The 19,751-nt window shown below is 61.7% G+C and carries 21 protein-coding genes and 4 pseudogenes; 14 read left to right on the forward strand and 11 right to left on the reverse strand.

Annotated elements, in window-relative coordinates; translation table 11 throughout:
- Window position 1: 1 nt before the first annotated feature.
- From MUG98_RS25345 to MUG98_RS03115, 4 genes and pseudogenes are all read left to right on the forward strand, one after another.
- A pseudogene (locus MUG98_RS25345) lies at window positions 2-151 on the forward strand (LUD domain-containing protein); the annotation flags it as partial.
- A gap of 126 nt (window positions 152-277) precedes the next feature.
- Window positions 278-689 (forward strand): annotated as a pseudogene (locus MUG98_RS25350) (AAA family ATPase); the annotation flags it as partial.
- A gap of 170 nt (window positions 690-859) precedes the next feature.
- Window positions 860-1,165 (forward strand): ribbon-helix-helix protein, CopG family, encoded by a 306-nt coding sequence (locus tag MUG98_RS03110; protein ID WP_345779785.1) that lies wholly within the window; start codon window positions 860-862, stop codon window positions 1,163-1,165.
- Window positions 1,162-1,653, forward strand: a complete 492-nt coding sequence (locus tag MUG98_RS03115) for a PIN domain-containing protein (protein WP_265110719.1) — start codon at window positions 1,162-1,164, stop codon at window positions 1,651-1,653. The genes MUG98_RS03110 and MUG98_RS03115 overlap by 4 nt, the downstream gene beginning before the upstream one ends.
- Here the strand turns inward: MUG98_RS03115 and MUG98_RS25625 are convergent.
- The gene (locus MUG98_RS25625; RefSeq protein ID WP_486606249.1) at window positions 1,535-1,900 is read right to left on the reverse strand and encodes an HVO_A0114 family putative DNA-binding protein; all 366 of its coding nucleotides are present in this window, start codon (window positions 1,898-1,900) and stop codon (window positions 1,535-1,537) included. The two genes, MUG98_RS03115 and MUG98_RS25625, sit on opposite strands and share 119 nt — an antisense overlap.
- Before the next feature lie 31 nt (window positions 1,901-1,931).
- Between MUG98_RS25625 and MUG98_RS03120 the strand changes: the two genes are divergently transcribed.
- From MUG98_RS03120 to MUG98_RS03135, 4 genes are all read left to right on the forward strand, one after another.
- Window positions 1,932-2,183 (forward strand): hypothetical protein, encoded by a 252-nt coding sequence (locus MUG98_RS03120; RefSeq protein WP_265110720.1) that lies wholly within the window; start codon window positions 1,932-1,934, stop codon window positions 2,181-2,183.
- Between the two features lie 103 nt (window positions 2,184-2,286).
- A complete protein-coding gene (locus tag MUG98_RS03125; protein WP_265110721.1) occupies window positions 2,287-2,613 on the forward strand; it encodes a hypothetical protein in 327 nt (108 codons plus the stop codon).
- Between the two features lie 98 nt (window positions 2,614-2,711).
- Window positions 2,712-3,794, forward strand: a complete 1,083-nt coding sequence (locus MUG98_RS03130; RefSeq protein ID WP_265110722.1) for an inositol monophosphatase family protein — start codon at window positions 2,712-2,714, stop codon at window positions 3,792-3,794.
- 139 nt (window positions 3,795-3,933) lie between these two features.
- Window positions 3,934-4,926, forward strand: coding sequence for a glycerophosphodiester phosphodiesterase (locus MUG98_RS03135; protein ID WP_265110723.1), 993 nt, complete (start codon window positions 3,934-3,936; stop codon window positions 4,924-4,926).
- Between the two features lie 129 nt (window positions 4,927-5,055).
- Here MUG98_RS03135 and MUG98_RS03140 read toward each other — a convergent pair whose 3' ends face one another.
- Complete coding sequence (locus MUG98_RS03140) at window positions 5,056-5,223, reverse strand: hypothetical protein (protein WP_265110724.1); 168 nt, start codon at window positions 5,221-5,223, stop codon at window positions 5,056-5,058.
- A 135-nt stretch (window positions 5,224-5,358) separates the two neighbouring features.
- Here MUG98_RS03140 and MUG98_RS03145 point away from each other — a divergent pair.
- Window positions 5,359-5,836, forward strand: a pseudogene (locus tag MUG98_RS03145) (SPFH domain-containing protein); the annotation flags it as partial.
- Between the two features lie 473 nt (window positions 5,837-6,309).
- Here MUG98_RS03145 and MUG98_RS03150 read toward each other — a convergent pair.
- On the reverse strand, window positions 6,310-6,594 hold the full coding sequence (locus tag MUG98_RS03150; protein WP_265110725.1) for a Rossmann-fold NAD(P)-binding domain-containing protein: 285 nt from the start codon (window positions 6,592-6,594) through the stop codon (window positions 6,310-6,312).
- A 102-nt stretch (window positions 6,595-6,696) separates the two neighbouring features.
- Between MUG98_RS03150 and MUG98_RS03155 the strand changes: the two genes are divergently transcribed.
- From MUG98_RS03155 to MUG98_RS03165, 3 genes and pseudogenes are all read left to right on the forward strand, one after another.
- Complete coding sequence (locus MUG98_RS03155; RefSeq protein ID WP_265110726.1) at window positions 6,697-7,071, forward strand: AMP-binding protein; 375 nt, start codon at window positions 6,697-6,699, stop codon at window positions 7,069-7,071.
- A 256-nt stretch (window positions 7,072-7,327) separates the two neighbouring features.
- A complete protein-coding gene (locus tag MUG98_RS03160; protein ID WP_265110727.1) occupies window positions 7,328-7,558 on the forward strand; it encodes a hypothetical protein in 231 nt (76 codons plus the stop codon).
- 820 nt (window positions 7,559-8,378) lie between these two features.
- Window positions 8,379-9,009, forward strand: a pseudogene (locus MUG98_RS03165) (transposase domain-containing protein).
- A 107-nt stretch (window positions 9,010-9,116) separates the two neighbouring features.
- On the opposite strand, the gene MUG98_RS03170 reads toward MUG98_RS03165, so the two are convergent.
- From MUG98_RS03170 to MUG98_RS03180, 3 genes are all read right to left on the reverse strand, one after another.
- Window positions 9,117-9,404, reverse strand: a complete 288-nt coding sequence (locus tag MUG98_RS03170) for an NAD-dependent epimerase/dehydratase family protein (RefSeq protein WP_265110728.1) — start codon at window positions 9,402-9,404, stop codon at window positions 9,117-9,119.
- A 300-nt stretch (window positions 9,405-9,704) separates the two neighbouring features.
- Window positions 9,705-10,649: a mannonate dehydratase gene (locus MUG98_RS03175; protein ID WP_265110729.1), complete on the reverse strand. Its 945-nt coding sequence runs from the start codon at window positions 10,647-10,649 to the stop codon at window positions 9,705-9,707.
- A 67-nt stretch (window positions 10,650-10,716) separates the two neighbouring features.
- Entirely contained in the window at window positions 10,717-11,925 is a 1,209-nt protein-coding gene (locus MUG98_RS03180) for an AGE family epimerase/isomerase (RefSeq protein ID WP_265110730.1), read from the reverse strand.
- Window positions 11,926-12,382: 457 nt separating this feature from the next.
- Here MUG98_RS03180 and MUG98_RS03185 point away from each other — a divergent pair, with 457 nt between their 5' ends.
- A complete protein-coding gene (locus MUG98_RS03185; RefSeq protein ID WP_345779786.1) occupies window positions 12,383-13,348 on the forward strand; it encodes a mannonate dehydratase in 966 nt (321 codons plus the stop codon).
- A gap of 7 nt (window positions 13,349-13,355) precedes the next feature.
- Here the strand turns inward: MUG98_RS03185 and MUG98_RS03190 are convergent, their stop codons facing one another.
- The 5 genes from MUG98_RS03190 to MUG98_RS03210 form a co-directional block, all read right to left on the reverse strand.
- Window positions 13,356-14,393, reverse strand: coding sequence for an aldose 1-epimerase (locus MUG98_RS03190; protein ID WP_265110732.1), 1,038 nt, complete (start codon window positions 14,391-14,393; stop codon window positions 13,356-13,358).
- Window positions 14,394-14,599: 206 nt separating this feature from the next.
- Window positions 14,600-15,496: an SMP-30/gluconolactonase/LRE family protein gene (locus tag MUG98_RS03195; RefSeq protein WP_265110733.1), complete on the reverse strand. Its 897-nt coding sequence runs from the start codon at window positions 15,494-15,496 to the stop codon at window positions 14,600-14,602.
- Window positions 15,497-15,814: 318 nt separating this feature from the next.
- A complete protein-coding gene (locus tag MUG98_RS03200) occupies window positions 15,815-16,636 on the reverse strand; it encodes an ATP-binding cassette domain-containing protein (RefSeq protein ID WP_265110734.1) in 822 nt (273 codons plus the stop codon).
- Window positions 16,633-17,646 (reverse strand): ABC transporter permease, encoded by a 1,014-nt coding sequence (locus MUG98_RS03205; RefSeq protein WP_265110735.1) that lies wholly within the window; start codon window positions 17,644-17,646, stop codon window positions 16,633-16,635. Before MUG98_RS03205 ends, MUG98_RS03200 begins: the two co-directional genes overlap by 4 nt.
- 45 nt (window positions 17,647-17,691) lie before the next feature.
- A complete protein-coding gene (locus MUG98_RS03210; protein WP_265110736.1) occupies window positions 17,692-18,816 on the reverse strand; it encodes a sugar ABC transporter substrate-binding protein in 1,125 nt (374 codons plus the stop codon).
- Between the two features lie 148 nt (window positions 18,817-18,964).
- Between MUG98_RS03210 and MUG98_RS03215 the strand changes: the two genes are divergently transcribed.
- Window positions 18,965-19,750 carry an SDR family NAD(P)-dependent oxidoreductase gene (locus MUG98_RS03215; protein ID WP_265110737.1) on the forward strand — a complete coding sequence of 262 codons (786 nt, stop codon included), beginning with the start codon at window positions 18,965-18,967 and terminating at the stop codon, window positions 19,748-19,750.
- The last annotated feature ends 1 nt before the right edge of the window (window position 19,751 follow it).

The raw sequence follows: 19,751 nt of genomic DNA on the forward strand, positions 1-19,751 counted from the left end.
CATGATCGCCGAGACCGGTTCGCTGGCGCTTATTACCAACGATGGAAATGCCAGGAAGGTGGTTGAGTCCAATGATGTCTACATTGCGATCGCAGGACTCGAGAAGATCATACCGTCGGTTGCCGACCTCGCACCACTTTTCGAACTTGTCGGGCGCTCGGGCACCGGGCAGGCGCTTACTTCCTATACGACAATCTTGACACCGGGCCGATCGGCGCCAGTCGCGTACGGGCGATACGTTCATTGCTGGCACGCCACTACCACCGGCAGCGATCGCATGAGCAAGTACGACGACCTGTTCGCCGACACCGCACCGGACGAGAGCGTTGTCGTCGACAAGCGCGCACTCGATCCGCTGGCCGACCCGGCCGAGATCTACGCTCGCGAGAGCCAGGAACACGAGTTGGCGACCATCCTGAACGGCGTCCACGACGGTTCCCTGCCGCCGACCGTGTCGATCTACGGGCCGCCCGGCACGGGCAAAACGCTGACCACGAGACGGGTCTGCCGGGAGTTCGCTTCGCGCCACGACGAATCGCCGTCGAGTACGTCACCCTGACGGAGTGCCGGACGCTCGTTAGCGCCGCCACCGAGATTCTCTCTGCACTCTCCGGCGGAAAGAGAGGGAGACGCCTACGAGGGGCGGATGGCGTGTTCACGGGAACTGGACCGCCACCGAGGCCGATCCCGCGTGACCCGGCCTGTCGTGTGATGAGCGGGCAGCGGCGTACCACTGCGGACTTCGAGGCCGGTTTCGAGACTGTCGAACTCGTCGTGCCGGATCACTGCGCTCGGCAGACGTCGGTGTGGAGGGGGTTTATTTGATTGTGGGTACAATGTACATACAGAGGAACGCACTATGGGAACGACTCGCGTCAACTTTCGACTCCCGGACGAATTGGTCGAAAAGGCCGATATCGCAGCGAAGATTACCCATAAGGATCGGACTGAGATCGTCACCGAAGCGCTTCGCGCGTATCTGGACGAGATCGAAGACGAGGAAGCGTTCAAAGAGGAGCTCGTCGAGTTGTATCTTGAGGACGAGCTCGGCTTCGAGGTGCTCAAAGCGTTCGTCGGCCGGCAGGACGCCGAAGCAGTCCGCGCCTCGAAGACCGTCCTCGACCAGGGTGAAGCCCTCGCTGACGAGCTCGCGGAGCTGGAATGATCGTTGCCGATACGAGTGCCCTCATTTCGCTCGCCACGGCGGAGGTGGACGAACTCGTCTTCGCCGAGTTCGAGGTGGAGACGACGAGGACGGTCATCCGAGAACTCGAGGACACGGCCGAGTACGATGATCCACATGGCCGGGCCGCACAGCGAGTCCTCGATCACCGGGCGCAGTTCACCGTCCACGACGTCGCTGGTGGTGGGTTTCAATCGTCACGGATCGATCGCGGGGAAGCAAGCTGTGCGACGCTGGCCCACCAACTCGAGCCTGCGTTTCTCCTGACCGATGATCTCCGCGCGCTTCCGGAACTCCAGAACGTGACGGCGGCACAGGTCGCCCTCTCACCGATCGTCCTCCGTGCGCTCGTCAAACGCGGTGCGCTCGAGAACGGGGAGGCCCGAGAGCGACTTGAACAAATTGCGGCGGCGCGAGACTGGCTCGGCGCACCGATCTATCGACGTGCAACACGGTTGTTCGAGGAGTAGGCGTGGCGGTGCTATTCGCTGGCCGACGCGCTGTTGGGATCGCGGTCGGTTCCGAGCGGGTTGTCGATCTACATCGCGATTCGATCGAACGGCACGACGGGCTGCAGGGCCCCACCAGGTCTTCTTCTTCGACGTCGAGGATACCGAGGACGTCCAGCCGGTTGCGATCCGAATTGACATCGGACGCGTCGCGATCGACCAGTCGGGCAGCCTCGCATACACTCTGGGGGTCGTGCTCGGCGATCACCTCGCTGAGTGGCAGGCACAGTGGCGTGAGGGTGGCAACGAGATCCTCGGTCGAGTTGACGGGCGCAAAGCAGGGCGCTTACGAAGGGTTGGACGGCGTGTTCGCCGGGATCTGGACCCCCTGGAGGATTCGACGGCCGCGTCGGCCTGCTCGTCGCCGAGCGCTGCGAGCACCTGTCCGGGGGTTCTTCAGTTACAAGGAGGACCACGTCGGGGCGACGGGCGCCCAGGATCACTGCCTCGACGCGCTCCGCTACGCCGTGATGGGCGTCGCCGGGACGTGATCGGCGGCCACCGGTAGCAGTCGGCCCGCGCGGTCGTCGGGCTGTGCGCCCGATCGTGTCGATCGGTCCTCTCCATCTTTCTTGCCGGGCGACAAAGATCGCCGTGGGAAAGACTAACACTGACCACACCGTGGAGGCAGCCGACGACCGGGGTATCGTCACCAGGTGTATCCACGCCGTCACGGTACTCGGCATGGCGCTGCTCGTCGGGCTCTTCGCCGCGTGGGTCACGCCGACCCTCGGCGTCGCGGGCCCGGCGTTCGGCGGTGCCGTTCTCGTGAGCGCGGTCTACCTGTCTCGCAACCCGATTCCGAGAGCGGCCGGTGCAGAACGGAAGACCACAACTGAGAGAGGTATCGATGTCGGGCCTCCCGATGTCGCCGCACCGTCCGGTCGTTTTTTGCGGGAACAAAATTCCGCACATCGATAATATTATTTATATATTTATATACAACACAACTAATATATGTGGCTGAAATTTAACTCAATTAAATTTAAATAACTGATCGTTGCCGTCCGAAATGCACCATGTCAGACGACAATGGTGACCGCGAACGCAGAGACGGTACCGAGAGCGAAGCTCGCCGACGGTTTCTCAAGTTGGCTGGCGTGACCGGGACTGCCGGGGCGGCAGGAATCGTCGGCTCCAACGGTGTTCTCAGCGCCCTCGCCGCAGAAGGCGATGGCGACGACGAGGGGGTCGAGATCGAGGACCTCCAGGGGCAGATGCCGATCGAGAATCGTTACCTCAGGATCGCCGTCCTGGCCGCGGCGAAGGCGGCGCAGCTTCACCAGAACTACTTCGGCAAGATCGGAGAGGCCGAGGAAAAGGACCCACAGAACCTCCTCACGGAGGTTGACACGGAAGCGGAGACGCTGATCCGTGACACGATCAGGGAAGAGCTCGGCGACGACTTCGAGGACGAGAATCACGCGCTGTACGGCGAGGAGCAGGGCGGCCAACTCGAAGGGGGGTACGTCTGGATCATCGACCCGCTCGACGGGACGACGAACTTCTCCAAGGGCATCCCCCACTTCGGCGTCAACATCGCCGTTACGAAAGACGGCGAACTGTACGCTGGTGTGATGTATTACTCGCTCCGGGACGAAGTGTACGTCGCGGTTCGGGACGAAGGCGCCTACAAGTTCCGGAGCGATGGCTATGACCTCGTCGCCGAGGACTCGGAGCCGACGGAGTTGTCCGTCACCGACACCGAGGTCATCGAGGACTCGTTCCACGGGGTCGGGTTCTACCTCAAGGAGACGGCCGACGACTACGACTACATGGGCCTGTGGCGATACCTCTTCGCGTACACGCAGGGGACGCGACTGCTCGGAGCCGCCGCACCCGACCTGGCGTTCGTCGCCGAGGGCGTGTTCGACACGGTCTCGGTGAAGGACCTCAAGCCGGTCGACGTCGCGCCCGAGGCGCTGCTCGTCCGAGAGGCGGGCGGGACGGTGACCGACTTCGACGGAAACACCGACCTCGACAGCATACTCGAGGGGAGCGTCGTCGCCTCGAACGGCGAACTCCACGACGACTTCTTCAACCTGCTCGAGGACTCCGGAAAAGACTGGCTCACCAGACCGATCGACACGCTCGAACGCTAGCCAGCGACCCCGTCCGCCGGGAGGTCGCGCGGTCCGCTGCGGCCGTCGTCCGTAGCGGGCAGCGACAGGTAATAATAAATATATTAAAATAAATTTATAAAATATTTTATTAGTGGGGACGTAGTCACCGTCTGATGCAATGTTCGGAATTCCCAACATCGGTCGGCGGACCGTGCTGAAGGCGACGAGCGCAGCGGTACTCGGATCGTCCGTCGGAGGGGTTGTGAGCGCGGAGGGTCGCGACGACGGCACGTTGTCGGACGACGAGTCGACGACGCTGATTGCGCATCGTGGGTTCGCGGGCGTGTATCCAGAAAACACGGTTGCCGCCGTGGAACAGGCTTCCAGAGGGGGGAGAGGCGACGACGCGGCCAGGCGCGGCGCCGAGATGATCGAGATCGACGTGGTGCCCTGCGGCGGGCGCCCCCACGAGGGCGACGACTTCGAGGTCGTGGTCTTCCACGACGACCGGCTTGCTTCGCGCGACGGCGGGGAGCGCGGTCTCACCGACCATGAGAACACGCTCGTGTGGGAGACACCCTGTTCGGAGGTGCGAACCGCCGAGGTCCTCGAGAGCGGGGAGACAGTGCCGACGCTGCGGGAGGTTCTGTCGGTGATCCCGTCGAATGTGGCCGTCAACATCGAACTGAAGAATCCAGGCGATACCGACGTTCGATTCGCCGAGAAGTTGGAAGGTGGCGAACTCGAGGACCGGAAAGACGTCTGGCGGCCGTTCACCCGGCGCGTGCTCGACATTGCGGCCGAGTTCGAGAACCGCGTCCTCGTGTCGTCGTTCATGGAGGCCGCGCTCGCGACGACGCGCGAGTACGACGCCGACGTCCCGATCGCGTTCCTGTTCTGGGACTCGATCGGCGTCGGGCTCGAGATTACCAACAAGTACGATTGCGAAGCGCTCCACCCGCCGTACAACATGGTCGTCGGATCGCCGTTCTTCAACGACTCCTACTACATCGACGACCCCGGATTCGCCGATATCGACCTGATAGAGCGAGCCCACGACGAGGGGCGGGCGGTAAACACGTGGACAGTCGGGACCTGGTATCAGGCGGAGCAGCTCGTCGACGCGGGGGTCGACGGAGTCATCGCCGACTATCCCGGCGTGCTCGACTGAGTCGTCGGGCCCGCCATCGGCGACACCGACAGCAGCAGCGGTTCTTTGCCGGCGACAGCGATCTCTCGACACCGCAGTGTCCGGTTCCAGGCGCGGCAGTCCGCTCCGTCTCGAAACGGCCTCTGCGGACTACGGCTGGTCGAGAAACAGGGTGAAGTGGCTGATGATAGTTCGGCTCTCGAATCCGCCCGCCAACATCTCCGAGAGGCCACCGTTGGTGCTCTGGATCACGGAGCCGTCCAGCGCGGCGTGACTCGGCCACTTCCCCTCGGCCGGCTGGAACTCGGCCTTCCGCACTCAGTCGTGAACTAACGAATATAGAGACAGTATTCGAAAATCACAACCCGGCCAGATAGTGCGGGATACGTGATCGCAGTAGTTCACGCGATGTCGCTTCGCTCCTCAACCAATCCCGCTAATCCAATAATAGTCGTTTCGAACCTCGTCCAGACCACATGTACGCCATGAGCGGCGACGTGAGCCTCAACGAGACGCTGGAAAAGTGCCAGCGGTCAACGCCAAGATCCGCACGGAACTCGACGAACCCGCCGACGAGGAGGGGAACCGCGTCGAGATCCGCGAGGCCACCTCTCGACGGACAGTCAGCAGCGATGGAGCAACAGACCGCCGCCGAGCGCAAGTGCCGGGCACTGATCCGCGAAGCCCAGGGCGACGCGATCGCGACCGTGCTCCGGGCGCGGGCGGCCGAAGCGATGGGCGAACGCGCCGTGATCGACGCGGGCTGCAGACGCTCGTCGAGCTCGGCCGAAGCGAGGCGACCACGTTCGTCCTCCCGCAGGAGCTCACCACGCTGCTCGGCCGCTACGGCACGCACCTCACTGGGAGCGGCGTCGCCGATCACGACGGCGACCTCGAGAACGTGGAGTTCGACGCGGAGACGCGCGCGTTGGATGAAATGACCCCCGATACGACCGACCCGTGGGTTGGTAGCGCCGCTCCAACGTCGACCAAGCGGCGATCAGCATTACCGAGAGAGGACCCGTCAGTCGGCCGCCGGCGTCTCCATGGACCCGTCGCGGCGCCGGCGGGCGAGCCCCCAGACGAGCGCCGCCCCAGTCCCACGACGAGGGCCGGCCAGCGATCGCTGCTGAGATACAGGGTCGGTGCCGGGAAGTGAGCGCCCGACAGCGGCCAGAGTACGGGATAGGCATAAGCCGGTTACGGTCAGCAACAGCACGTCGAGGGCGTGATGCGAGGCGGCCCCGAGCGCGACCAGGGCGATCGGCTGGCGGCGGTGGTCGGACGCCACGAGCAGGGCGCCCAGGCCGACCACGAGGATGGAGCCGCCGAGGGTATATTGGGCGCAGGGTGCTCGGCGACTATCGGGTTCGACAGTGCACGTGAGATGATCCCTCGTCCACCCTAGCTGCTTCGAACCCACTCTGCCGTGCGCTCGAGTCCCTCGCGGAACGCGACCGTCGGCGCGTAGCCGAGGTGGTCCGCGGCGTTCGCAATGTCCGCTTCCGAGTGCTCGATATCGCCCGGCCGGGGCTCGGTGTGGACGATCTCCGCGTCCGTGTCCGTGATCTCCGGGACCGCTTCGGCCAGTTCGCGGATCGTGACCGCGGAACCGGTCCCGATGTTGTACGCTGCGCCGACGGCGTCGGTCGTCGTCGCGAGCCATCGCGCACGGGAGACGGCGGCCATCGGCTCGCAGAGAGGGTTTACACAACGGGATCTGTAACTCTCTGGCCGGGAGATTCGCTTCACCACGGCGAACGCCACGTCCTGAGCCCATACTGTTATATAGTGAAATTTCGTGACTACAGTCAGCTCTGTTTGCGCTATGCGGAGCGGCCAGCGATCAAAACGCCGGACCGAACACTGACCTACGCAGACCTCGAGACCCAGTCGGCCAAACTAGCGAACGCATTTCGATCGATGGGACTCAGAGATGGGGATCGGATCGCCGTTCTGATGCGCAACTACCCCGAGTTCATCGCCTCGGAAATCGCCGCTGCTCGTGCCGGCGTCGTCGTTGTCCCATCGAACGATCAGCATGATGGGGACGACCTCGAACGCGCGATCGTCCGCGCAAACGTCAGAACGCTCGTCGTTGGGCCCGGGTTTTTCGTCACCGTCGATCGTATCTGGCAGGGCCCATGGTTTGTGGGGATGGCGTAAGAGATGCTCAGACGCCCAAATACGGCACTTATTCTATTACAGAACTCTTCGATTTGACGGGACCATCCACAATGTGAGGGGTTCTGAGCCAGTCGAATTCCGGTGATTCCAGGTCTCATCGAAACTTTCAATATTAGTGAATGCAGGTTCCAGTTCGACTATCAAACAGATTAACATTTGCGGCGTGAAATTCCTGCATACGAGGCGATGAGATGCACCGAGAGACACAGTATTCTGTGTCTCCATAAGAATCTGTATGCCCAGTATCACGGTCAACGTGGACGACGACCTCAAAGAGCGAATGGAAAAGCACCCGGAGATCAACTGGAGCGAGGTCACGCGACAGGCCATTCAGGAGAAGATCGAGGCGCTCGAAATGATGGACGAACTCACCAGTGAGAGCGAACTCACCGAGCGCGACGTTCAGGAAATCGCCGATAGAATCAACGAACGTGGACGCAAGCGCGTCGAAGAAGAATCGGAGTAGACTCGACGAATGAAGCCAGCTATCTGTCCGGACGTCTCTCGTCGTCCCGTTGGACTAATGGTCTTCATCGCGGTCCCGCTTTCGGGTGCCACCCTCGCGGTCGCCCGCCGCTACGGGAGGCCGAGCACGGTCGGCGCGCCGCTCTCGTAGGGTTCGACGGCGAGGGTGGGCCAGAGCAGGAAAATAGGGGTCGGTCGGCCCCCACAGCGCGGGCAGAGTGTCGACCAGAGCGTGGGCGAGCGCGCCGGTCGCGAACGCAACGCCGTACGCACGGCGAGTGACCTGCCGCGCAAGGAGGACGACCGCGAGCGTGACAGGCCCCCAACACGAGCAGCGAGTGCACGAGAGTGCGACCGGTCGGCAACGCGCCTAGACGCCAGCGGTTTGTCGACCAGATCCGGAACCTGCGTTCCGACCACGAGAAGGAAGACAGGGAGGTGGCTGGGCGAACGCTCGAACCGCGTGCAGGTCGACAGCGTGTCCAGGAGAGAGCCGATCGCCACGTGTCCGAGTGGCCACATGCTGGCGAGGAGACTGCGGCGGGTCGGTATGGGTTTCCTGCTTGCTGGGTGCTCACGAGCGAGACGGTACGCAACCGAATCGAAAGCGTGCTCTTGGACCACGGGTGTGAACAGGACCAGTGTATCGTCACATCCGGGACCGCGGGAGCCCGCGCCCACGAGTCGGGCTCCGGGCCGCTGGAAGCACACGTGCCGATTCTTATCGACATCTTTCCTCACGCCACTCGCTCGTCATGTTTCTCAGTAAAGGTTTCAACAAGACCAGTTTGAAGGAACGAGGCGGTGGAATTCGTGGTGCCTTGCCAGAATTCGCCCGCCTCAGTAGAACTAGTACCGAGATTCAGTAGGGTTTGTGGAGCGAGAAGCGACACTGCGAGCTGATGCGGCTGAGCTTCCGACTCCATCTCCGAGTATTGTCAATATTAAATACTATTTCTGACTTGGAGAGCTTTGGTGTCGAACGCGCTCGTTCAACCATCCATAACGGGATACAAAAGATGATCCACAGCCGACTACTGAACGGAGTTCGAAGCATGTCGCGATCAACGAGCCCGTGATCCAACTTAGGCCCGAACACTACTGGCTGTACGCTGCTGTCGATCCCGAGACGAACGAATTTACCCACACAAGACTCTTTACTTCCAGAAACGAAGGCGTTATCTCGATCTCCCTCTCTGGACTCACCGAGAAATATGACATCAAGAACACCGTGTTTCTAGTCAATTTTGCACCCTAGTTGAAGTCCGAACTTCTCTGACACGAACTCCGATTTTGATATGAACGACACGAAAATCGATACACCGACAAACGTCTATTTCAAGAGATAAAAAGACGATCCTTACAGTTTAGATACTGCTTCAGAAACGCCAATCCGACGACCGCGAAACCTGGCTGCAATCCTATACATACCTTTGGAATCGTCCAATCTAGATAATATTCTAGTAATACTATACAAAATCTAACTTGACCTCGATGCTATATCCCCTGGATCAGTCGGATTCGGTCATATCCCCGACGAATTCCTCCGTCTTACTCCTTCAATATCTAATCTGAACAGTGCCCTCCTCGTCGGTCCTCACCCACGGATATCGCAACGAGACGATAATGAGGTCGGTAGACGGCCGACAGCCGACGCCGTCCGCTGTCACCTCCATAGCGTGCTTGGCGATGCCGTACGGATCGTCTGGGGGTCCACGGATGGGTTTCGTCGACTGGGAGATACCACACGTTGGCATTCCGTTCCTAATGGCATTGATACTGGAGGGGAGACAGACAGACTCAAGCCCCAGGGAGTCGGCTGCTTTGAGGACGTGCTTTGTGGCCATGACATTGCTCTCGTAAACCCGATAATTGGGGTTGCTGTTACGGATCGGGGATCGATCCCATGTGGATCACTGTGTCAGCACCGGTCTTCGCGATGGCGCCGTACGTCTCGCCGGCATTGAGAAGATCGATCGTAACGTATGTGTCAGAGATTTCCCCAGCCGTTTCCCGCGCGAGATGTCCGCCGTTTCGCAGCCATAGTCGGCGAGGTGTTCGAGAATCGCCGATCCGATCCTGCTGTTGCTTCCGGTTACTGCGATAGTGGAAGTCATTGTGGCCGTGTCGGGTCGTGTTCGGAGTCGCTATTCGAGCAATCCTTTGATGTAGCCGATGGCGAACAAGCGGCCCATGTCAGTGTAACCTGACATCGCCTCGTCACGGTCCTCCTCACCGACCATTCGCGGCACGTGATCGGGACGAATGGGTCCCTCGAAGCCGACCTCCCGGTACGCTTCGATGGCGGCCCTCATGTCGGTCGGTCCCTCGTCGTGCCACGTCTCGACGAAGTCTTGGGCGTCGCCCTCGACGTCGCGGAAGTGAACGAAGTGGATTCGATCGCCGAACTCGTGGATCGTCTCCGGGATGTCCGCGCCCATGGCGGCGAAGTTGCCCTGACAGAACGTCACCCCGTGACGTGGACTGTCATACATATCGAGGATCCGATGGTAGTCATTGACAGATGTGACGATGCGGGGGACGCCCCGAACGGGCGAGGTCGGCGGATCGTCGGGGTGAAGCGCGAGGTTTACGCCTGCCTCCTCCGCGACGGGGACGACTTCGTCGAGAAAGTACTCGAGATTCTCCCACAGTTCTGCTTCAGTGAGATCCGCCGCCTCGTGATCGGGGGCGCGCTCCATCCACTCGTGGTCGTAGCCGATGCGCTGCGAGTCGCCGCGACCCGGCAGCGAGTCGGAAGTCCGGATGACACCCAGGGGGTTCTCGGTCCACACCCAGCAGTAGGTGTCGATGCCGAGTCGTCCCATGTTGTGGAGCAGTCGCTTGACCGTTGCGATCTCCTCGTCGCGCCCCTCTTTTCCGAGGACGGTCTTCTCCATCGGTGGACGGTCCTCAACGACGTCAAGTGAGAAGCCGTGGTCGGCGAACCGCGTCGTCGTGCGCATCAACGTCTCGTAGTCCCACCATTCCTCGACGCCCCAGAACCGGACGACGGCCGTGTCGAGGCCGAGCTGTTTGGCGATCGTCCAGCGGCGATCCGGTCGCGGCGGTAGCACGACGGTCGGGTTCATCTTGCTCGCTCCGTTTTCCCCGTTTTCGTCGGTGTTACGGAATCCACATCGGTCTTGCCGTCTTCACTCACGCTCTCTCACCTTCAGTGCGGACCGCCAACTCTCGTAGTACGCGCTCGCGGGGTGGTAATCGGATTCGACGCCCGGTGGGTCCGGAGGGATCGATTTCCCGCCGTCCTTCGGGCGAAGCGCTTCTCGTACCAGAGTCCAGCCGGCCCGCGATACGCATCCGCACAGGCGACGAACCGACGTTCCTAGTCGCGGAGGCGATCAATCTCGTCTTCATGTCCGTACGCGTCTGCGCGCTCGGCGAGTACTGCCGAGGCGCCGAGCGTCTCCGCAAGAGCCCAGCCGTAACGGTCGGGAACGATCGGACTCCCGTCGGGTTCAACGGTGTATGCGAACCCGTTCTCCGTCCAGCCAAGATCGCAGCGTCGAACAGGTCGATTGCACGATCGTCCATCTCCGCCGCGCTGGTCGCGTTTACGTCGACTCCGTAGCGATCGAGCAGGCCGAGAAACTTCGCCCACTTCACATGGTGGGCGGGCTGATACCCCGGCGGACGGAACTGGTGACCAGGCTCGTCCTCGTTGTAAGCGAAGTCGCAGCCCCACTCGTCAGTGTAGTGTTCCCACAGCAGCCCGCCGGTCTCCTCCGCGAAACCGACGGTGATCGCGTCTGCGATGTGGCGTGCGCGCTCCAGGTAGCGGTCTTCACCCGTCGCCTCACAGGCAGCGATGTACGCCTCGCACGCGTGCATGTTGGCGTTCTGGCCCCGATACGCCTTCAGTTCTTCCCAGTCGCTCTCACAGTCACTGCGGAACAGTCCCGCGTCGTCGCGGAAGCGCTCTTCGAGCAGTCCGTGGGTTGCCTCGAGATCTGCCGCGGCGCCGTCAAGTCCGGCAACCGCCGCTCGGGCGTACGCGAGCAGGACGAAAGCGTGGCCGCACGCCGACCGCGTTCGATCGATAGACTCGCCGTCGTCATCAATAACGAGGTGGTACCCGCCGTCTGCAGCGCGGTAGTCCGCTCGCAGGATCCGTAGTCCGTGTTCGGCCGTGTCGAGACACCACTTCGGACACTCCGCGGTAGCGCCGAGTGCGAAGTTCGAGATCGAGCGACACGTCGCGACGAGGTGTCGGCGCTCGTCGGTGTACCGCTCGCCCGTCTCCGGATGAAGCACCCGGAACCCGCGATTAGCGAGCACGTCCGGATACTGAATTCGTAGCCACGCTACGAATTTCGCTCGCCGTGCGGCTAATCGATCTGCTATCATACGGGATAGATACAACGTTATGAATAAAAGGTTCCGGAACGGATATCTAAATCGACAGGACGTCGATCGAATGGGCGGAGACGAACGACGGCGACTCCACGCGAGGAACCGACGATGCCGACGACAACGATTCGTCGCACGATGTCCGAGCCGAGGACGTGGAACTGTAACAGCCGTCGATACCCTTCGATCGGTCACGCCGGACGGATCGGTGGCGATTCGGTCGGTCGTATTCTTCCCAGCCTCGGACAGGTCGGGTGGGAAGGTGTTCGTGAGACGGTGGATGCAGTTCGAGATAACCGCTCGCGTCACTCTCTGTCGCCGAGCGATCGACCATCCGAGACCACTTCCGGATAACTGACGTATATGTGACGTTATCTGGGTGACAACGTCAGTAGTCGGTAAGATGAATTGTCTACGTCGATGGGTATATGTCCCCCTCGTGCACTTACTCTATATGGTTCAGACAGCGTTAATATTGCCGCCTGAGCCGGACGAACGGTGGCATTTGGCAGCACAGATGGGCGTTTCGAAGGCCGTGATTCACCCGCTCGAGATCGGCAACGGCCGAACGCACTGGTCGCGCGACGATCTTCTCGGACTCTCGAACTGGCTCGAGGAAGTCGATCTCGAATTTTCGGTGCTCGAAGGCTCCGTGCCGATCTCCGATCGGGTTCGGTTGGGCCGAGACGGCCGCGACGAGGATATCGAGATCTTCAAGCAATTCCTTCGGGACTGTGGTGCCGTCGGCATCGATACCGTCTGTTACGACTGGATGGTCGGCGTTCGATGGGCGCGGACGAAAGCCCACGTCGAATCGAGAGGCGGGTCGTACGTGACCGCGTTCGACATCGACGATACGATCGACGTCGCACCGAACGAGACGCCCGACGCCACCAGAGAAGACCTCTGGGAGGCGCTCGAGTACTTCCTCCAGGAGGTCGTTCCGGTCGCGGAGGAGGCGGGGGTGAAACTCGGCTTGCACCCGGACGATCCACCGCGGCCAAAACTCAGCGGCATTCCCCGGATCGTCACGTCCGTCGAGGCGTACGATCGGCTACTCGAGTTACATCCGAGCCCACACAACGGGATCACGTTCTGTCAGGGGAACTTCGCCGCGATGGGGGCGGACATTCCGGCGGCGATCGAACGGTTCGGCGACAGGGTTCACTTCGTCCATTTCCGCGACGTCGAAGGGGACGCTGATCGGTTCGTCGAAACGTGGCACGACGAGGGGCCCACCGACATGCTCGCGGCCATGCGCGCGTACGAGCGATACGTCGACGACGACGTGCCGATCCGACCGGACCACGTGCCGACGATGGCCGGCGAAGACAACTCGAATCCGGGGTATCACACGAACGGCCGACTGTTCGCCGTCGGGTACATGGCGGGACTGCTCGAGGCCGCTCGGGAGAGCTAGCGATCGCTCAGCTCCGAGCCGAGTGGGTCGTCACCGAGATCGTGGCGGATACCGATGTTTTCGGTTCAAGGCGGTTCGCCGTCCCGTTTTCCTGCGCCGCGGCCAACCCGGCGTTCGGGATGGACGTGCACGGTTCGAGCCCGACCGCGTAGGCCCGACCGAAAAACGGTGAGACGTCGAACCCGCCGAGAGGCTGCCAGTACCAGACGTACTCATAGAGCGATCGCGGAAATCGTACGGTGACGCCGAGGTCAACCGACGGATTCGACAGCGTGTAACGGCCCTCCGTCAGGTCACAGAGCGCGACCAAGTCGTGAACCGGCGTCTCGCGGGGCGGAAAGCGCCGAAGGTCGACCGGCTCGTCTCCCGCGTCCCAGATCGGCCAGTCGAAGCGTTCGCCAGCCGGGAGACGAGCAGTTTCGGCGTCGTGATCCGGATCGACCCGAACCGTCCGGCACGGAACGTTGAGGACGGCGTTCGGGCCGACGAGTGGCGGGCCGAACGCGAGGTGTTGTAACCAGGAGTAGTCGATCGGAACCGATCCCTCGTTGATCGCGGTCGTCCGAACGGAGAGCGTCGGGTCGTCGGCCCGAAGTGTGAGGACGCGCGAGAGACGAAGCGGATACCGGGTCAGCTGCGCCGTCAGTTCGACGCTGGCGATCGATCGTGTTTCGGCCGTCACCTCAACGTCGAAAGGAACGAGACTCGACTCGCCGTGAAGAGCGAGCGACGCACCCGCCGATTCGCTCGGACCGCCCGCGGCGGGGAGCACGTCCTGCCACCCGCCCGGGTAGTGATCGAGAAACGTGAACGCGCCGTCGGGCGCCCCGACGGTCCGCGTCGGCGGGCGCCACTCGTGGGGCGCTTCGAACAGGACGTTCGTGTCGGTGCGCTTGTCCCGGAACTCGGTGATATCGCCGCCCTTGCCGGCGAGAATTTCGACGTGGACGTGATCGTTCTCGAGGAACACGACGTCGAGACCCTTTCGACGATACTCCGTCCTGGCGTGAGGTGACATGCCGACCGTTTCGACGGCGTCCGACATAACGTGGCCGGTACGCCCAGACAGGCGGCGAATCGCCGTCGGATCGCCGACGAGGGCCAACGAGGGCTGACCCGGACTGCCAGCGACTCGTTCGGGGAACCTCCTCAGCGCGGATCAAGGACGATCGGGCCGGACGCAGAACGATCTAAGACCTGTCGAGAGGCTCGGCGTCGGTCCCAGAGCCGGGTAGAGACTCGACAACGTGCTCACTCGTTACCGATCGCCGATCGGAACTCCGGTCGACCGGAGACGCCCAGATCGACGCGGTAGAGGCTGCCGGCGGTTTCTCCCTCGGCGGGTCGATCGTCGCCGCCGGCGGTCGTGACGTACGCGTCGCTCGCGTCGGGTCCGCCGAAGGTGATCGCGGAGACTTTTTTGGGTTCGAACTCGACGACCCGGTCGCGGCTGCCGTCCGGCGCGTACCGCACGAGTTTGTGCCCGTCCCAGAACGCCGACCAGACGTACCCCTCCTCGTCGACCGTCATCCCGTCGGTGAGGCCCTCGAGCGCCGCCTCGACGAAAACTTCCCGATCGGAGAGCGTACCGGTCTCCTGATCGTACTCGTACCGGTAGATGATACCGGGGTCGTCGCTGTAGTAACACGTATCGGTAAAGTACAGCCGGGTGCGGTCCGGCGTAAACCCGAACCCGTTGGGGAGATCGATCTCCCGTTCGATGCACTCGAACGTTCCGTCGCGGTCAAGGCGGTACATCCGGCCCGGGATTCCGGCGTCCGGATCCGGCATCACGCCGCAGTAGACCCGGCCCTCGGGATCGGCGATGACGTCGTTGAACCGCTCGTGGAACTCGTCCGGATCCGGTTCGACGACCGTCTCGACGTCGCCGTCGGCGTACCGTCGAACGGCGCCGGCCTCCTGAAACAGCAGCAACGACCCGTCGGTCTGGAAGGTGAATCCGCCGATACGTTCGTCGGGATCCTCGTACAGCAGGTCGTACGTGTCGGTCTCCGGATCGTACGCGTACAGGCGGCCCCGAGGGATGTCACACCAGTAGAGTCGCCCGTCGTCGACGTTCCAGAGCGGGTTCTCACCGGTTTCGCACGGTTCATCTACCACTACGGTCGGGTTGTCACGTTCACCCATACTGGTGAGTCACAAGTCGATTAAAAAAAACTATCTCTCGGGATCGTTCCGCGCCGAGACGTCCCTCCCGGAGCGGCCGGGGCACGCGGAAAATCGATCGGGCGAGTGGCCTACGGGCGTTCGAGTCCGCCGTTCAGAGCCGGCGTTCCCAGCACGTTCTCGAGTTGCACTCAGGAAACGCGAGACACTGCGGCAGTCTGCTCCGCGCGTGCGAACGTATCTCGGCCGAGTTCGGGAGTCGGCTATGAATGCGTCGTTCGCCGGAGCGACGGTGGTTTGCCGAAACGGACGCGAAACCGAGTTACGACGACGCGAAACTCAGTCGTCTTTCTGTATTCCGGTCGTCATCAGCTGGGTCAACTGTTCGAGGGATGATTCCTCCGGAGTCCGGACATCGATGAGGTTCCCCTGGTAGAGGACGCCGATTCGGTCGGCGATCTCGAGAACCGATTCGATGTTGTGGCTGACGATGATGATCGTCATTCCCTCGTCTTCTTTGAGCTTCTGCAGGGTCGTGTGGACCATGTCAGTCGCGTCGACGGAGAGCGCGCTCGTCGGCTCGTCAAGGATGATCACCTCGGGATCGAACGCGAGCGCGCGGCTGATCGCGAACAGTTGGCGTTCGCCGCCAGAAAAGAATTCGACCTCCGTCTCGATGTTGAGGTCGCGACCGAGCGTGTCGTTGACGATTTCGTCGGCTCGCTTGTACGTCTCCTCCCAGTCGATCTGTTTTAGCGGACCGATGCCCTTGGTCGGGAACTGTCCCATGAAGATGTTCGTCGCGACGTCCAGGTCGTCCATCAACGCCAGGTCCTGGTAGACGGTCTCGATGCCGATGGCGCGAGCGTCGCTCGGACTGGAGAACGTGACCGGTTCTCCCTCGTAGTACAGTTGGCCGTCAGTCGGCGCGTGAACGCCACAGAGGACGTTCATCAACGTCGACTTTCCAGCGCCGTTATCCCCGACGAGCGCAAAGATCTCGTTATCACGGATCTCGAGGTCGATGTCTTCGATCGCGATAATTCGCCCGAACTGCTTCTTGACGTTCCTGGCGACGACCTTCCCGTCACCCTCGGGCGGCGAGCCGCTCCCGGCCGCGCCCGACGAGACGTCGAGTTCCGCGGTTTCGTCTACGCTCATGCGGCACCACTCGCGAGGATGCGACTGCGAAGTTTCGACTGCGTACTGTACAGGAGTATCGCGACCAGCAACACGATTCCGTTGTACATCTGAATCTCGGTTGCGCCCACACTGGCAGTGTTGCTCAGTGCGGATCGAACGACTTCGATGAGGATGACGCCCCCGAGAGCGCCGGTGATCATCCCTCGGCCGCCGAAGAGGCTGATTCCGCCGATAACCGCGCCCGCGAAGGCCTGGAAGACGAGTCCCTCTCCGATCAAGGGCGGGACGACGCCGGTGAATCCGGTGATCATGAGTCCCGCAATCGCGGCGAGGATTCCGCTGATCGTGTACACGGCGATGATCATTCGCTCGGTGTTGATACCGACGTCCCGGGCGGCCTTCTCGTTACTGCCGATCGCGTACACCGCCTGGCCGAACGTGGTGAACTTCATCACGTATCCGAACAGGGCGAACGCGGCGAGCATGATCCCGATCGCGACCCACGGTTCGCCGCCGGGGTACAGATACGCGTCGGGAAGTCCGCTGATCGGTTGCGTGTTCAATGCCGTTTTCGCCCCCTGGAAGATGATGAGGAACGCGAGCGTCTGCAGGAACGGGTTCAGCCCGAACTTGCCGATCATGACGCCGTTGACCAGGCCGATCGTGGCGCCGACGAGGACGATGATTGCGAATCCGAGAAAGGGGTTCGAGATGACGCCCCAGCAGCTCGGGCACGACCCGAGGAGCATCCCGGTGAAAATCGCGGAGAACCCGGCGATAGATCCGATCGACAGATCGAAATTCCCGGAGAGTAGGCAGAGACTCTCGGCGAGAACGAGCAGGCCGAGCGGTACCGCCGCCCACAGGATGAGTTCGATCGACCGAAAGTTTCGGAACGTCTGGGGGGCGAGGACGAGGATAGCGGCGATCACAATGGCCAGTATCGGCCAGATCATATTATCCAGCAGTGTTAACGCCATATCGTCTGTCCCGTCGAAACGGTTACTTATTCGGTTTTGTATAGCCATGGCAATGACTTTCGTGGTAAATACTTAAATATCGGTGTCGGACGGTTATCCCCAGACGTTCCCCCAGAGGTACGGCTGGTCCGCGTTCTCTTCGGTGATGATAATGTTGTTCGTCTTGAACCAGGGGTGGCCGTTCTGTTCGTCGATTTCGGCGGGGGCCCAGATGTCCTCGGACCATAATTCAACGTCCTTGTAGTCCCCGGTCTGGATGTCGAGATCGCCCGATTCCACGGTCGACCCGACCTCCGGAATGGCGTCGGAGCCGTCCTCGTGGTACATCCGCAGGTACTCGATCGCGATCGGGTTGTAGAAGTAGTTCGGTTGGTCGGCCGCCGCGTCGATCACGCCGTCGCCGATCAACTCGTTTACTTCTCCGCTGCCGTCCATCTGCGTGAGGATGATGTGGTCGTCCTCTCCCTTCGGCGCGTCGAGTCCGAGATTCTCGAGTGCGCGCACGACGCCGAGCCCCATCGAGAGGTTGCCCGAGTAGATGCCGTCGACTTCGTCGTTGGCGTTAATCCACTCCTGGGTGACTTCCTGCGCCGTATCGCGCGCGAACTTGCCGTTGAGCACGTCGCTAACGACGACGCGGTCGTCCTCCTCCATCACGTCGAGAAAGCCCTGACTCCGTTGGTTCGCCGATTGGTTCCCCTGCGGTCCGCGAACGTCCAGCACCGTCCACTCGTCCTGATCGCCGCGCTGTTCTTCGAGCGAAGCGATCATCTCCTGTGCACACGCTTCGCCGCCCGCGTAGTTGCTAAAGCCGACGTACAGTGGTATCTCCGAGCTGGAGGTATCGGCGTTCGTGGCGATCACGGGAATTCCGTCGTCGATTGCGTTGTTGATCGCACCTTCCGCCGCACCTGTGTCCCAGACGCCGACGATGATGCCGTCGTAGCCCTGGTTGGCCATGTCTCGAATGTCCGAGACCTGTTGCTGAGCGGATTGCTCGTTCGGCCGCACGTCGAGGTCGACGCCGATCTGCTCGGCGTAGAATTCGGCCGCCTCGATGTAGGCCGTGATCCAGGATCCGCCACGGACGTACGCCGAGAGGCCGATCTGGTTGAATTCGCTGTCGCCACCCCCCGCACCGGTACAGCCCGCAACCATTCCCACAACAGCCGTAGCGCTGGCTCGCTTGAGGAACTGCCTTCTGTCAGGGTATGTCATACATAGCAGAGACTAAACCAATACCAAATAAAGCTTTTTTATGATTGTCATACATATTTATTGATTGTCAGATTTGCGATCGGCACAGTTGTGAACTGGCTGACAGTCACCGTGAGATTAATACCTTCGACTCGAGTTGGCTCCGACCATGTCAGATTCGCTAACGGGGCGGACAGCCTTGATCACCGGGGCAGCTTCCGGAATCGGACGCGGAATTGCAACGACGCTCGCAGAGGCGGGCACCGACATCGTCGTCGCCGACGTTCGGCGCGAGCCGAAACGGGGCAAGTACTACCAATCGGACCTCGAAACGCCGACGGACGCTCTCGTCGAAGAGGCTCACGGCGTGGAGTCACTGTACGTCGAGACCGATATCGGGACAGAATCCGACGTCCGCGAGTTGATCGACGCGACGGTCGATCGGTTCGGGGGACTGGATATCCTCGTGAACAACGCCGGCATCCAGATACTCGGCGAAACCAGCGACCTCACGGCCGAGGACTGGCATCGAGTGATGGACGTGAACATCACCAGCTGCTTCCTGACCGCGAAGTACGGAATGGAACACCTCCGCGAGTCGGAGAGCGGGCGGATCATCAACGTCTCGAGTATCAACGCGTACTTCGGCGGCGGCGGTGCGCCGTACGCGGCCAGTAAGGCAGGCATGGTGAATCTCACCCGGGACCTCGCGATCGAGGCGGCCCGAAGCGACGTCACCGTCAATTCGATTCTCCCGGGCGTGATCAAGACGCCGATGCAAGATCAGAACGACGAAGAGACCCAACGAGAACAGCGGGAGGCGACGTTGCTGTCACGCCTCGGAACACCGGAAGACGTCGGAAAAGCCGTCCGTTTCCTCGCGAGCGACGACGCAGAGTGGATCACGGGGGCCGAGTTACTGGTCGACGGCGGCTACTGCGCGGCCGGCTACTGAC

Source organism: Halosolutus halophilus (assembly GCF_022869805.1).
Classification (GTDB): domain Archaea; phylum Halobacteriota; class Halobacteria; order Halobacteriales; family Natrialbaceae; genus Halosolutus; species Halosolutus halophilus.

Bases quoted from the DNA above. Each gene is read 5' to 3' on its own strand.
- MUG98_RS03110 (WP_345779785.1), top strand. From the start codon at position 860: ATGGGAACGACTCGCGTCAACTTTCGACTCCCGGACGAATTGGTCGAA.
- MUG98_RS03115 (WP_265110719.1), top strand. From the start codon at position 1,162: ATGATCGTTGCCGATACGAGTGCCCTCATTTCGCTCGCCACGGCGGAG.
- MUG98_RS03130 (WP_265110722.1), top strand. From the start codon at position 2,712: ATGTCAGACGACAATGGTGACCGCGAACGCAGAGACGGTACCGAGAGC.
- MUG98_RS03135 (WP_265110723.1), top strand. From the start codon at position 3,934: ATGTTCGGAATTCCCAACATCGGTCGGCGGACCGTGCTGAAGGCGACG.
- MUG98_RS03150 (WP_265110725.1), bottom strand. From the start codon at position 6,594: ATGGCCGCCGTCTCCCGTGCGCGATGGCTCGCGACGACGACCGACGCC.
- MUG98_RS03160 (WP_265110727.1), top strand. From the start codon at position 7,328: ATGCCCAGTATCACGGTCAACGTGGACGACGACCTCAAAGAGCGAATG.
- MUG98_RS03170 (WP_265110728.1), bottom strand. From the start codon at position 9,404: ATGGCCACAAAGCACGTCCTCAAAGCAGCCGACTCCCTGGGGCTTGAG.
- MUG98_RS03175 (WP_265110729.1), bottom strand. From the start codon at position 10,649: ATGAACCCGACCGTCGTGCTACCGCCGCGACCGGATCGCCGCTGGACG.
- MUG98_RS03180 (WP_265110730.1), bottom strand. From the start codon at position 11,925: ATGATAGCAGATCGATTAGCCGCACGGCGAGCGAAATTCGTAGCGTGG.
- MUG98_RS03185 (WP_345779786.1), top strand. From the start codon at position 12,383: ATGGTTCAGACAGCGTTAATATTGCCGCCTGAGCCGGACGAACGGTGG.
- MUG98_RS03190 (WP_265110732.1), bottom strand. From the start codon at position 14,393: ATGTCGGACGCCGTCGAAACGGTCGGCATGTCACCTCACGCCAGGACG.
- MUG98_RS03195 (WP_265110733.1), bottom strand. From the start codon at position 15,496: ATGGGTGAACGTGACAACCCGACCGTAGTGGTAGATGAACCGTGCGAA.
- MUG98_RS03200 (WP_265110734.1), bottom strand. From the start codon at position 16,636: ATGAGCGTAGACGAAACCGCGGAACTCGACGTCTCGTCGGGCGCGGCC.
- MUG98_RS03205 (WP_265110735.1), bottom strand. From the start codon at position 17,646: ATGGCTATACAAAACCGAATAAGTAACCGTTTCGACGGGACAGACGAT.
- MUG98_RS03210 (WP_265110736.1), bottom strand. From the start codon at position 18,816: ATGACATACCCTGACAGAAGGCAGTTCCTCAAGCGAGCCAGCGCTACG.
- MUG98_RS03215 (WP_265110737.1), top strand. From the start codon at position 18,965: ATGTCAGATTCGCTAACGGGGCGGACAGCCTTGATCACCGGGGCAGCT.